Consider the following 12813-nt stretch of genomic DNA (forward strand, 5'->3'; position numbering starts at 1 on the left):
GCCGGATCCGAAAAGTTGCCGCGCCCCCGGCCAGGGAAAAGCATGGGGAGGGTGACCCAGGCCTACCTCCGGTTCCCGCACCTGAGCGGCGACCGGCTCTGCTTCGTCGCCGAGGACGACCTGTGGGTGGCCCCGCTCGCCGCGGCGGGCGCCCCACCGGGACGGGCCTGGCGGTTGACGGCCGACCGCACCAAGCTCGGCCACCCCCGCTTCGCCCCGGACGGGCGCCACATCGCGTACACGAGCTGGCGCAGCCTCGACCCGGAGATCCACCTCGCCCCTGTGGACGGCGGGGCCGCGCGGCGCCTGACGTACTGGGGCTCGCCCGACACGCGCGTGTGCGGCTGGACGCCCGACGGCCAGATCCTCGCCGTGTCCTCGCACGGCCAGCCCTTCTCGCACTTCTGCTGGGCCTACAGCGTGCCCACCGACGGCTCCCCCGGCGGGAAGCTGCCCTGGGGCCCGGTCCACGACCTCGCGGTCGACGACCTCGACGGCGAGCGCAAGACGCTGCTCCTGACCGGCAAGCCCCCGCACGAGCCCGCCGCCTGGAAGCGCTACCGGGGCGGCGCCACGGGCCGCCTGTGGCTGCACGGCGAGCACCTCCTCAAGGACCTCGAAGGGCACCTGGACGCGCCCATGTTCGTGTCCGGGCGCATCGCGTTCCTCTCCGACCACGAGGGTGTCGGCAACCTCTACTCGTGCCTGCCCGACGGCAAGGACCTGCGCCGCCACACCGACCACGACGCCTTCTACGCCCGGCACGCCGCCAGCGACGGCACCCGCGTCGTCTACCAGTGCGCGGGCGAGATCTGGCTCCTCGACGACCTGGCCGCGGACTCGGTGCCGCGCCGCGTCCCGGTGACCATCGGCGGCCCGCGCGCCGGCCGGCGCACCTACCAGGTCCCCGCCGCCCACCACGTCGACGCCCTGTCCGTGGACACCACGGGCCGCGCGAGCGCGGTGGTGGTCCGGGGCAGCCTGTACTGGCTGACCCACCGCGACGGCCCCGCCCGCACCATCGCCGACACCCCCGGCGTGCGCGTCCGGCTCCCCGAGATGCTCGGCACCGGCGGGCAGGTCGCGTACGTCACCGACGCCGAGGGCGAGGACGCGGTCGAGATCGCCTATCTGCCCCGGGCCAGCGGCGAGCGCGAGCCGCGCCGCCTCGCCTCCGGGGAGCTGGGCCGGGTCCTGGAGCTGGTCTCCGACCCCGACGGCGAGCGCCTGGCCATCGCCTCGCACGACGGACGCCTCCTCCTCGTCGACGCCACAGAGGACTCCAACGGCGAGGTCACCGAGCTGATCCGGTCCCTCAACGGGCCGGTGCGCGACCTCGCCTTCTCCCCCGACGGCGCCTGGCTCACCTGGTCCCACCCCGGCATCGGCCGCTCCCTGCGGCAGATCAAGCTGGCCCGGATCGAGGGCCCGGGGGCGCGCACGGTCATCGACGTCACCAACGGCCGCTTCGAGGACGAGAACCCGGTGTTCACCCGCGACGGCCGCTACCTCGCGTTCCTGTCCTGGCGCGGCTTCGACCCCGTCTACGACGTGCACACCGGCGACCTGTCCTTCCCGCTCGGCTGCCGCCCCTACCTCGTGCCGCTGTCCTCCGCCACGCCGTCCCCCTTCGCGCTGCTCCCGGACGGGCGGCCCGCGGCGGGCGGGCTCGACCCGGACGCCGACGACACCGCCGACGCCCGGGACGGGCAGGTGACCGTGGAGGCGGAGGGCCTGGAGAGCCGCGTGACGCCGTTCCCGGTGGCCGCGTCCAAGTACTCGGCCCTCTACCCGGTCAGCGGCGGCGGCCTGGTGTGGCTGCGGTGGCCGATCTCGGGCGCCCTCGGCGAGACCTTCGCCAACCCGGCCGACACCTCGGGGCGCCCGACCCTCGAGTACTTCAACATCACCAAGGCCAAGAAGTCCGAACTCGTCGAGCACCTCGACTGGTTCGCGCTCAGCGGCGACGGCAGCAGGCTCGTCGTCGTCGACGAGGGCGACCTGCGGGCCGTACCGTCCACGGAGTCGGGCGACGGCGACACCACGGTCTGGATCGATCTGCGGCGCATCCTGCACGAGGTCGACCCGGCCGCCGAGTGGCGCCAGTCCTTCGACGAGGCGGGCCGTCTGATCCGCGCGTACTTCTGGGACCCCGGGATGTGCGGCATCGACTGGGACGCGGTCCTCGACCAGTACCGGCCGCTCGTGGAGCGCGTCGCGTCCCCCGACGAGTTCGCCGACCTGCTGCGGGAGGTCCTCGGCGAGCTGGGCACCTCCCACGCGTACGTGACCGCCGCCCGGCGCAACGAGGGGCCCGCCCACTACCAGCGCGCCATCGGCCTGCTCGGCGCCAACCTCGTACGCCGCGACGACGGCTGGATGGTCAAGCGCATCCTGCCCGGCGAGTCCTCCGACTCCAAGGCCCGCTCGCCGCTCGCCGGTTCGGGCATCCGCGACGGGGCCGTGCTCACGCACGTGGACGGGCGCCCGGTGGACCCGGTGACGGGTCCCGCCCCGCTGCTCGCGGCGGCGGGCGGGACCACGGTGGAGCTGACGTTCCAGCCCGCCGAGGGCGAGGGCCGCGCCCGCCGTGTCGCCATCGTGCCGCTGATCAACGAGCGGCCGCTGCGCTACCAGGACTGGGTCGCCAAGCGCCGCGGCGTCGTACGGGACCTCAGCGGCGGCAAGTGCGGCTATCTGCACATCCCCGACATGGGCGGCTCCGGGTGGGCCCAGTTCAACCGCGACCTGCGCCTTGAGGTCTCCCGGCCCGCCCTGATCGTCGACGTACGCGGCAACGCGGGCGGGCACATCAGCGAACTCGTCGTGGAGAAGCTGACCCGGAAGATCCTGGGCTGGGACCTCACGCGGAACGCGCAGCCCGTGTCGTACGCGTCCAGCGCGCCCCGGGGCCCGGTGGTGGCCCTCGCGGACGAGGCGACCTCATCCGACGGCGACATGATCACGGCCGTGTTCAAACTCCTCGGGCTCGGGCCCGTGGTGGGGCAGCGGACCTGGGGCGGCGTCGTCGGCATGACCGGGCGGCACACGCTCGGCGACGGCACCGTGATCACCGTGCCGATGAACGCGGGCTGGTTCGACGCGTACGGCTGGGGCGTGGAGAACCACGGCGTCGAGCCCGACATCGCCGTGCTGCGTACCCCGCTCGACTGGGCCGAGGGGCGGCACGCCCAGCTCGACGACGCGGTGCGGGTCGCGCTCGACCTCCTCGCCGAGCGCCCCGCGGCCTCTCCTCCCGGGTACGACGACGTGCCCGACCGGCGGCGGCCCCCGCTCCCGCCGCGCGGGTGAGCGGAGCGTAACTGTCCGACATGCGTGCTATGTCGGCTCGTGTCAGGCTGGTCGAGGCCCGATCCCCTCACCCACATTGGGAGTGAACCTTCATGGGCATCAAGGACCAGTTCCAGGACAAGGCGCAGGAGCTATCCGACAAGGCCAAGCAGGCCGCGCAGCGCGGACGGGACGAGGCGGGCGAGCGGTCCTCGCAGGCGCGGGAGCAGTCGCAGGAGTCCCTGGACGACGCCCAGCGCGAGGCGGAGGAGCGGTTCAACCGGGACTACGACGCGTAACGCTGCGCTGTGCTCGGGCGGGTGAGTGGGTTCCCTTTTCCACCACCCGCCCTTTGCCGCCCCGGCGGGTGCTTTCCCACCCGCCCACCCGAATCTCCCCAGCTCCGACGGCCCGGGTGGGGGCGGGGGGGTGGGGCCGCCCTGTTGCTCGCTGTGGGCAATCGTCCCGCTGGGCGGGACGGGCGGGCACAGCGCCGAGGTGCCGCTCAGCCGGTCAGTGGGGCCGGGTAGCTGCCTCGTCGGCTGTGCCGCCCGCGCCCATCAGGCCCGTGGGCATCTGGGCCAGGCGCGGCTCGAAGCGGCGCATCTCGCGCTGGCCGACCCCGGCGACGATCCCGGGCAGACAGGGGCGGGCGCCCTGCATGCCCCGCAGCCACCATTGCCCGTAGACGTGGGCGGAGCGCCGCTCGATCCCCGCCACCAGGCGGTCGACCGCGGGCCCGAGGGGGTAGGTCTTGTTGGACGGCCACGGCAGGCGCTGCCGCAACTCCCGCATCACGTCGTCCTGGTCGGCCCCCCGCACCATGTCCGTGTCCGTCCAGGACAGATACCCGACCCCCACCTTCACGCCCTTGTGGCCGACCTCGGCCCGCAGCGCGTGCGCGTACGCCTCCACACCGGACTTGGACGCGCAGTACGCGGTCATCATCGGCGCGGGAGTCATCGCAGCGAGCGAGGCGATCTGGAGCAGATAGCCCCGGCTCTCGGCCAGGACCGGCAGGAACGCCCGCGCGGTCACCGCGCTGCCGATCAGGTTGACCTCGATGACCCGCCGCCAGGCGACGGGGTCGGAGGTCATGAAGGGCCCGCCGCTGGCGACGCCCGCGTTGGCGACCACGATGTCGGCCTTGCCGAAGCGCTCCTTGACCTCCATCGCCACCCGCGCCATCGCCTCGTGGTCGGTGACGTCCGCGTACCAGAAGTCGCTCTCGGTGTGCAGCCGCCCGCTGACCCGCTTCAGTTCCTCCGGCTCCAGGCCCACGAGCGCGACGTGCACGCCGCGTGCCGACAGCTTGCGGGCGAGGAGTTCTCCGACCCCCCGCGCCGCCCCGGTGACGACCGCTACCTGTCCCTCCAGGCTGACTTTGCTCACGCGCCCGCGCCCTCCTTCAGTTGCCCGTACGTACCGTGGACGTAGGTGTCGACGAGTTCCGCGACGGCCCGCGTCACCGCCTCCGGTGCCTCCACCGGTGTCATGTGCCCGACCCCGGTCAGTTCGGTGAGGCCGGCGCAGTGCGGCAGCGCCGCCGCGAGCCGCCGCGCGTGGACGACGGGGGTCAGCCGGTCCGCGGTCCCGGCGAGCACCGCCGTGGGCACCGCCAGGTCCACGAGCCCGGCGTCGAGGTGCAGCCCGTCGAGCACGTGCGCCCAGCGGTACCGCGGCACGCGCGGGCACGCGTGCACGATCCGCGCGCACACCTCGACCCGCTCCGGGGCCGAACCGGGGCCCATCGTCGCGTACTTGAGCAGGCTGCGCGCGAGCGGCGTGACCGGGCCCATCGGCGCGCGCGCCGCGAGGACCCGCCGGGTGAGGAGGGTCCGTACCGCGCCCGCCCGCAGCGGCACCACCGTGGACTCCGCGACCAGGCGCGAGCTGCCCGTGCTGCACAGCAGGGCCGCCGCCGCGTGCGCGCGCACCCCGGGCCGCGCGCCCGCCGCCATCAGCGTCATGCCGCCCATGGAGTGGCCGACGAGCACCGCGCGCTCGCCGGGCGCGAGCGTCGCGCCGAGCACGGCCTCCAGGTCGTCGGCGAGCGCCCGCGTGCTGTATCCGGCGGCCTCCACCGGCACCTCGCTGCGCCCGTGCCCGCGCTGGTCGTACACGATGACGCGGCGCGTGGCCGAGAGCGCGCGGACCTGTGCCGCCCAGAACGCGGTCGAGCAGGTCCAGCCGTGGACGAGGACGACGGCGGGCGCGCCGTCGGGCCCGTGCGCCTCCACGTGCAGACGGGTCCCGTCGGCCGACACGGCGGTCAGCTCGCGCGCGGCGACGGGCGGCGCGAAGGGACCGGCCAGGACGTGCCCCCGGCCCCTCACGCGGAGACCTCGACCCGGTGGCCGCCCTGGGCGGCGGGGCGCGGCGCCGGGGGCCGGAGGACCTCGTACTCGTTCAGGTCCACGGTGCGCGTCGCCGTACGGAACTCCGTCGTCGTGCCGGGCCACACCGTCGTGTTGACGCCGTTGGTGTCCAGGTACCAGCTGGTGCAGCCGCCGGTGTTCCACACGGTGCGCTTCATGCGCTCCTGCACGCGGCGGTTCCAGGCGTTGACGGCGCTCGGCCGGGCGGCGAGGGCGGCGCGGCCGCCGAGCACGTCCAACTGGCGCAGGTAGTCGGCCAGGTAGTTCAGCTGGGACTCGATCATGAGGATCATGGAGGAGTTCCCGAGGCCCGTGTTCGGGCCGATGACGGTGAGGAAGTTGGGGAAGCCCGCCGCGGTCGCGCCGCGCAGGGACTTCATGCCGTCCTTCCAGGTCTCCATGAGCGTGCGGCCCTCGTCGCCCACCACGCGGTCGGCGATCGGCATGTCCGTGACGTGGAAGCCGGTGCCGAAGATGATCGCGTCGACCTCGGCCTCGGAGCCGTCGGCGGCCACCACCGTGGAGCCGCGCACCTCCGCGAGGCCGCTCGCGACCACGTCCACGTGCGGCCGCGCGAGCGCCGGGTAGTAGCTGTTGGACAGCAGGATGCGCTTGCAGCCGATGCGGTACGTCGGCGTCAGCTTGGCGCGCAGCTCCGGGTCCTTGATGGCCCGTGCCATGTTCCGCTTGGCGATGCTCTCGACCAGGCCCAGCTCGTCGGGCCGCTTGGTGAACGCCTGCACCTGGAGTTCGCGGATGCCCCACAGCAGGCCGCGCCGCAGCTGCGTGGTGAACGGCAGCTGCCGGTGCAGCCAGCGCTCGGCCCCCGTGATGTCCCGGTCCGCGCGCGGCATGACCCACGGCGGCGTGCGCTGGAAGAGCGTGAGACGGCGTACGTCGCGCTGGATCTCCGGCACGATCTGGATCGCGGAGGCCCCGGTGCCGACCACCGCGACGCGCTTGCCGCGCAGGTCGTAGTCGTGGTCCCAGCGGGCGGAGTGGAAGACCTTGCCGGGGAAGGTGTCGAGACCCGGGATGCCGGGCGTCTTCGGCTCGGACAGCGGCCCGGTGGCGGACACCACGACGTCGGCGGTGAGGCGGCCCCGGCTGGTCCGAAGCTCCCACAGCAGCCGCTCGCCGTTCCAGCGCGCCCCCTGGACCTCGGTGTCGAGGCGGATGTGCGGCCGCAGCCGGAAGGTGTCGGCGACCCGTTCCAGGTAGTCCCTGATGTGCTCCTGGCCGGAAAACGTACGCGGCCAGTCGGGGTTGGGCGCGAAGGAGAACGAGTACAGGTGGGACGGCACGTCGCAGGCGCAGCCCGGATAGCTGTTGTCGCGCCAGGTGCCGCCGACCGCGCCGGCCCGTTCCAGGACGACGAAGTCGGTCACGCCCTCCCGGCGCAGCCGCACGGCGGCCCCGAGGCCGCCGAACCCGGATCCGATCACCGCCACCCGGACGTGCTCGTGCGCCTCGTCGCGCACCCGCTTGCGTTCGGCCATGCTGCCGCCTCCCGAAGACATCCCACGACTCTGCCAGTAATCGCTGGCACAATCGGAGCGTAGAGCAGCTCCGTACTCATGGGTAGGGGTCGGCGGAGGAAAGTTACCGGGGGTACGGCCCGGGCCTGCGCATAGGCTGCGGTGGTGGCGGGAGATGGGGCGGACGCGGTGACGGACGGCACGACAGGGGCAGCAGGACCGACAGGCACGCCCGGCGGCCCGCCGCCGGTGCGCGAGTACCGCATGGACGAGCTGGCGAGGGAAGCCGGGATCACGGTGCGCACCGTGCGCTTCTACCGCGAGCGCGGCCTCATCCCGCCCCCGCGCCGCGAGGGCCGCATCGCCTGGTACGACGACCACCACCTGGCACGCCTGCGCACCATCGCCGCCCTCCTGGAGCGCGGCCACACCCTCCAGGGCATCGCCGAGCTGGCCGAGGCCTTCGAGAAGGGCCGCGACGTCGCCGAACTCCTCGGCATCGACGGCCCGTCGGAGGAGACCCCGGTCCGCCTCACCCCCGAGGAGCTGGCCGACCGCTTCGCGGGCCAGGTCACGCCGGAGAACCTGTCCGCCGCGATGGAGTTCGGCTATCTGGGCACCGACGGCGACGACATCGTGCACATCAGCCACCGGCTGCTCGACGCCTCGGCCGCCCTGGTGCGCAAGGGCATCCCGCTGGCGTCCGTCATGGAGGCGGGCCAGCGCATCCGTGAACACGCGGACGCGCTCGCCGAGTTGTTCATCGCCTTCACCGTCGAGCACGCCGCCGAGCACCCCGAGGTGACGGCGGAGGAGCTGCGCCCGCTCGCCAAGAGCGTGGTGGAGGCGGAGCTGTCGCTGGCCCTCGACCGGCGCCTGAAGCGGACCTGAGACCGCCCGGAGGCCGCCGTGGGACCGCCCGCTACGGCCCGGTCAGCGCGGCAGCCACCAGCGGGCCTTGTAGATGCCCCCGCCGGCCAGGCGGTAGCTGCCGGCCGGCCGGTGCACGGTGGCCCGCGTCGTCCACCAGGTCTCCCCGAGGCCGCCCTCGGGCACGGTACTGAGCACCTGCCCGGTGCGCGGGTCGTCGCCGACCGCCTTCACCTTCGCCCGGTCGATCAGCTCGTGTCCCGCGTAGTCGCGTACGAAGGCTCCCGTGCGCTTCTCGTACTGGAAGACGGCCGCGTTGGTCGTCACCCACAGCCGTCCAGGGCGCCCCGCCACCGGGAACAGGTCGTGGCCGCCGGCCGTCCTGCCCGGCACGGCCACCGGCAGCGGCACGGCGGAGGTCTGCCGGAGCCCCGGGCGCGCGGGCTCCCCGCCGACCTCGTACGTCACCAGCTCGTCGTCGCCGAGTGCCCACAGGACGCGCCGCGCCCGGTCCCAGTGCAGGCCGTGCGCGCCCTTGAGGCGCGCCTCCGCGTACCGCGTGGCGTCAGGCCCGCACGAGGCGGCGTACAGGCGCACGAGCGCGCCGGTGCTGCACGCGACCGCCACGTTGCCGTCGGGCAGCACCTCGGCGCTGTGCGGGTTGAACAGGTCGTCGCCGGGCCCGATCGCGGTCCCCCAGTAGCGGCGGCCCGACGGGTACTCCACGGCGGCGACGAACCCGAAGGACGCCGTCGTCAGGACCAGGGTCCGGCCCCGGAGCCGCCGCGGCTTCGCCTCGCACGGGTAGACCCAGCTCTCCTCGGGCCGCAGGTCCGCGTAGCGCGGGTCGCCCAGAGGTGAGAACTGCCAGCGCACGACGGACGGGTCGGCGGCCGGGTCCCACTCCCGCCGCCTCGGGTCGAGCACGAGCAGCCGCTTGCTCGCCTGCTCGGTGACGAGCACGGGCGGGGTGCCCGGCGGCACACCGCCCGGGGCGGGCACACCGCCCGGGGCAGGCATGCCGCCCGGGGCAGGCGCGGCCACGGCGGACGCTGCCGCGGAGGGCGCCGTCCCCAGCGCGCCGGCGGCACCCGCCGCCCCGATCAGGAATCCCCGTCTGGAAAGACCGGCAGCCATGAAGTCCCCTCACCCTGACAGCAGTCGACGCGCTCGCAATCTGCCATGCCGTACGGGGGCGGGACAGCCCTCCGCCGGACTTTTCACCGGCGGTGGGCGCGAGCGCGTGGGGGGCCTACTCGTAGACGACGGTCACCGGGGCGTGGTCCGACCAGCGCTCGGCGTGCGTCGCGGCCCGCTCGACGAAGCCCTTGACCGCGCGGTCCACCAGGCCGGGCGTCGCGACGTGGTAGTCGATGCGCCACCCCGTGTCGTTGTCGAAGGCGCGGCCCCGGTACGACCACCACGAGTACGGGCCCTCGACGTCCGGGTGCAGCACGCGCATGACGTCGCCGAACTCGGCGAACACGTCCGACATCCAGGCCCGTTCCTCCGGCAGGAACCCGGAGTTCTTCTTGTTGCCCCGCCAGTTCTTGAGGTCGGCCTCCTGGTGGGCGATGTTCCAGTCGCCGCAGACCAGGACCTCACGGCCGTCGGCAGCGGCCCGCGCCTTCAGGTCCACCAGGTACGCGAGGAACTCCCGCATGAACCTGATCTTCTCGTCCTGCCGCTCGGTGCCGACCTCGCCGGACGGCAGATACAGGCTCGCGACCGTGACGCCGGGCAGGTCCGCCTCCACGTAGCGCCCGCTCGCGTCGAACTCCGCGGACCCGAATCCCACCTGGACGCGCTCCGGCTCGCGCCGCGTGTACAGCGAGACGCCCGCGCGGCCCTTCGCCGCGGCCGGGGCGTGCGTGACGTGCCAGCCCTCGGGCGCGCGCACCTCGTCCGGCAGCTGCTGCGGCTCGGCCCGCACCTCCTGGAGGCACAGCACGTCGGCGCCGGTGCCGTCGAGCCACTCCACGAACCCCTTCTTGGCGGCGGCCCGCAGCCCGTTCACATTCACGCTGGTCACAGTGAGCATCCCGGCACCCTACCGGCACACTGGAGGCTGCCACCGCAGCCACCACACCGCACGCATAGGGATACGATTCACAGCATGGACATACGCCGGGTCGCCTTCGACCACCCCGACGCCGTGAAGCTCAACGACCGTGTCCAGGCCGAGTACGCCGAGCGCTACGGCGACGAGGGCGACGTCACGCCGCTGGACCCGACGATGTTCCGGGCGCCGCGCGGGCTCTACCTCATCGCGTACGACGCCATGGACACGCCCGTGGCGACGGGCGGGTGGCGCGTGATGGACGAGAACGGCGAGGGGTACGCGGACGGCGACGCCGAGATCAAGCGCATGTACGTCGTCCCCGAGGCGCGGGGCCTCGGGCTCGCCCGGCGGATCCTGGCCGGCCTGGAGGAGGACGCCCGTGCGGCGGGGCGGGTGCGCATGGTCCTCGAAACCGGCACCAAGCAGCCGGAGGCCATCGCCCTCTACACCTCCAGCGGGTACGCCCTCTGCGACCGGTTCGGCTACTACCGCTTCCACGACTTGAGCCGCTGCTACGCCAAGCCCTTGCGGTAACGCTTCACTGGATGAGCCGCGCCGGGGTCGCGCCGTGCCACGCCGGGCCGTCACCCGTCTCCCGGCCCGTCGTGGCCGCTCGCACAGTTCCCCGCGCCCCTGACGGGGCGCCCCCCGCGGGCAGCGAGACGGCCCTCCCCCTCCCCGCTGTGGGCAATCGTCCCGCAGGGCGGGACGGGTGGGCACAGCCCCAGGTGCCGAGCGGCCGTGGGGTCAGGCGCCGCCCTCGGAGGGGAGCACCAGGGCCGTGAGGTCGAGGGTCGCCACAGCGCCGCCGCCCTCGTTCGCGAAGCGCACCGCCGCGCCCAGTACCCGCGCCTGCCCCACCGCGATCGTCAGCCCGAGCCCCAGGCCGACCCCCGCCTCCCGGGCCCCCGTGCGAAACCGCTGCGGCCCCCCGGCGAGCAGCGCCTCCGGAAACCCGTCACCCTGGTCCCGCACGGACACCACACCCCCCTCCACCGTCACCACCACCGGCACCCGCCCGTGCCGCAGCGCGTTGGTGACGAAGTTGGCCACGATCCGCTCGACCCGCCGCGGATCGGTCTCCACCTCCACGTCCCGCACCACCCGCACGGACACCCCCTCCGCGTCTCCCACCGCCCCGCCCACGGCCCGCCGCACCACGCCCCCGAGCCCGCACCGCTCGGCACGCACCTCCTCGCCCGCCGTGTCGAGCCGCGCCACTTCGATCACGTCGTCGACGAGTTCCCGCAGCCGCCCCGCGGCCTCCCGCACCAGCTCGGCGGGGCGCCCGGGCGGCAGCAGGCCGGCCGCCGTCACCATGCCCGCGACGGGCGTCCGCAGCTCGTGGGCGATGTTCGCGGTGACCTCCCGCTCGGCCTTGAGCCGCGCGGCGAGCGCGTCCGCCATGGTGTTCACGGCGGCGGCGAGCCGGGTGATCTCGTCCCTGCCGTGCAGCGGTAGGCGTGCCGTCAGATCGCCGTCCGCGATCCGCTGCGCCGCGTCCGCCTTCGCGGTGAGCCGGTGCCCGAGGCGCGTCGCCACCAGCAGCCCGGCCACGCAGGCGAGCGCGGTGCCGACCCCGCCCGCGGCCCACAGCACCCGGTCGAGGTCGCGTACGGCATCGGTCTCCCAGCGGTACGGCCGCTTCACCGCGACGATCTCGTCGCGGTACCCGCTGGCCGCCCACAGCTGCGGCAGCTTCCCGCTCCGGTCTAGGTACACGCCCCACTTGCCCGCCCGCGCCGCGCGCGCGAGGGGCCTCGGCAGATCGGGCGGGTCGATGAGGGTGCGGTCGCCGTCGATCCCGGCCGCGTGGTCCTGCACGGCGGTCCGCAGCCGCTCCCCGGCCTGGCTGCGCGCGCTGTCGTACTGCGACTCGACGGTGCGGTGGTGCACGAGCAGCCCGATCACCACGGACACCACGGCCGCCGTGCCCGCGATGGCCAGGCCGATCTTCGTCCGCAGTCCCATGGGCGCCCCGGCCTCAGAAGTCCGGCGCCATCAGCCGGATGCCCTGGAACTGCACGTTCACGGCTGCGGGCGGCAGCGCCCCGGGCTTCGCGGGCTCGACGGTCGCCCGGCGGTAGTAGGCGACGGAGTCCTGCCGTTCGACCCCGCTGAGCGTCAGCGTCGCCGCGTACGGCTCCCGGGCGCAGCCCGGCAGGCACCAAGTGCCGCTGAGCCGGCCGGTGGCCCGTGCGGTGGGCCCGCCCCAGTCCTTCCAGCGCAGCGAGGACATGGCCACGTCCTCGGTGACGCCGAAGACCGTGGGCCGCTGGAGGGGCCGCGCGAGCGCGTCGGCGACGTACACCGGGCCGCTGATCCGCGTCGGCTCGATCGCGGCCCCCTCGACGTGCAGCCCCTCGTGCTCCGCGCAGCCGCCGGCGAGCACGGCGGCCAGCGCCGTCCCGCCGACGGCACCGGCACGCCTCCTCAAGCTGCCCACCATGCGTTCAATGTAACGATCACTCCATCGGGGCACGCGCGGAGACGAGCCGGAGGAGGGACGCCCGGCTCACGCGCCCGCGCCGCGGGCTCTCGCGGTGGGGGCACAACGCAAAGATCCCGCCCGATCTTTCGATCGGGCGGGATCTTCATGTGCAGTGGACCTGAGGGGATTTGAACCCCTGGCCCCCTCGATGCGAACGAGGTGCGCTACCGGACTGCGCCACAGGCCCTTGCAACGAGTGAAACTCTAGCACCCCCATCGGGGTGCTTGGAAATCCGCTCCCCC

Annotated in this window: 11 protein-coding genes and 1 tRNA gene; 4 read left to right on the forward strand and 8 right to left on the reverse strand. The window is 74.0% G+C overall.

The features are described 5' to 3' along the window. Positions 1-42: 42 nt before the first annotated feature. Positions 43-3312, forward strand: coding sequence for a S41 family peptidase (locus tag AC07GB_RS24090; RefSeq protein WP_478848681.1), 3270 nt, complete (start codon positions 43-45; stop codon positions 3310-3312). A gap of 92 nt (positions 3313-3404) precedes the next feature. Beyond that, complete coding sequence (locus AC07GB_RS24095; protein WP_478848683.1) at positions 3405-3590, forward strand: hypothetical protein; 186 nt, start codon at positions 3405-3407, stop codon at positions 3588-3590. Positions 3591-3804: 214 nt separating this feature from the next. Here the strand turns inward: AC07GB_RS24095 and AC07GB_RS24100 are convergent, their stop codons facing one another. From AC07GB_RS24100 to AC07GB_RS24110, 3 genes are read right to left on the reverse strand one after another with little or no spacing between them, the layout of a single operon-like run. Further along, complete coding sequence (locus AC07GB_RS24100; RefSeq protein ID WP_478848685.1) at positions 3805-4683, reverse strand: SDR family oxidoreductase; 879 nt, start codon at positions 4681-4683, stop codon at positions 3805-3807. Further along, positions 4680-5627, reverse strand: a complete 948-nt coding sequence (locus tag AC07GB_RS24105; RefSeq protein WP_478848687.1) for an alpha/beta fold hydrolase — start codon at positions 5625-5627, stop codon at positions 4680-4682. The genes AC07GB_RS24100 and AC07GB_RS24105 overlap by 4 nt, the downstream gene beginning before the upstream one ends. Next, the gene (locus AC07GB_RS24110) at positions 5624-7168 is read right to left on the reverse strand and encodes a flavin-containing monooxygenase (RefSeq protein ID WP_478848689.1); all 1545 of its coding nucleotides are present in this window, start codon (positions 7166-7168) and stop codon (positions 5624-5626) included. Before AC07GB_RS24110 ends, AC07GB_RS24105 begins: the two co-directional genes overlap by 4 nt. A 243-nt stretch (positions 7169-7411) precedes the next feature. On the opposite strand from AC07GB_RS24110, the gene AC07GB_RS24115 reads away from it, so the two are divergent. Continuing rightward, positions 7412-8038, forward strand: coding sequence for a MerR family transcriptional regulator (locus tag AC07GB_RS24115; RefSeq protein WP_478848796.1), 627 nt, complete (start codon positions 7412-7414; stop codon positions 8036-8038). A 42-nt stretch (positions 8039-8080) separates the two neighbouring features. Here the strand turns inward: AC07GB_RS24115 and AC07GB_RS24120 are convergent, their stop codons facing one another. Continuing rightward, entirely contained in the window at positions 8081-9037 is a 957-nt protein-coding gene (locus AC07GB_RS24120) for a DUF6528 family protein (protein ID WP_478848691.1), read from the reverse strand. 232 nt (positions 9038-9269) lie between these two features. Then, a complete protein-coding gene (locus AC07GB_RS24125; protein WP_478848693.1) occupies positions 9270-10058 on the reverse strand; it encodes an exodeoxyribonuclease III in 789 nt (262 codons plus the stop codon). A 75-nt stretch (positions 10059-10133) separates the two neighbouring features. Here AC07GB_RS24125 and AC07GB_RS24130 point away from each other — a divergent pair, with 75 nt between their 5' ends. After that, entirely contained in the window at positions 10134-10613 is a 480-nt protein-coding gene (locus AC07GB_RS24130; protein WP_478848695.1) for a GNAT family N-acetyltransferase, read from the forward strand. Between the two features lie 213 nt (positions 10614-10826). On the opposite strand, the gene AC07GB_RS24135 is transcribed toward AC07GB_RS24130, so the two are convergent. The 3 genes from AC07GB_RS24135 to AC07GB_RS24145 all read right to left on the reverse strand — a co-directional run bounded on the left by AC07GB_RS24135 (position 10827) and on the right by AC07GB_RS24145 (position 12757). Further along, positions 10827-12050 (reverse strand): HAMP domain-containing sensor histidine kinase, encoded by a 1224-nt coding sequence (locus tag AC07GB_RS24135; protein WP_478848697.1) that lies wholly within the window; start codon positions 12048-12050, stop codon positions 10827-10829. A 13-nt stretch (positions 12051-12063) separates the two neighbouring features. Beyond that, positions 12064-12528: a hypothetical protein gene (locus tag AC07GB_RS24140; protein WP_478848699.1), complete on the reverse strand. Its 465-nt coding sequence runs from the start codon at positions 12526-12528 to the stop codon at positions 12064-12066. A gap of 155 nt (positions 12529-12683) precedes the next feature. After that, positions 12684-12757 (reverse strand) — tRNA-Ala (locus AC07GB_RS24145). Positions 12758-12813: the final 56 nt, after the last annotated feature.

The sequence above is a fragment of the Streptomyces sp. NPDC045778 genome (assembly GCF_056431945.1).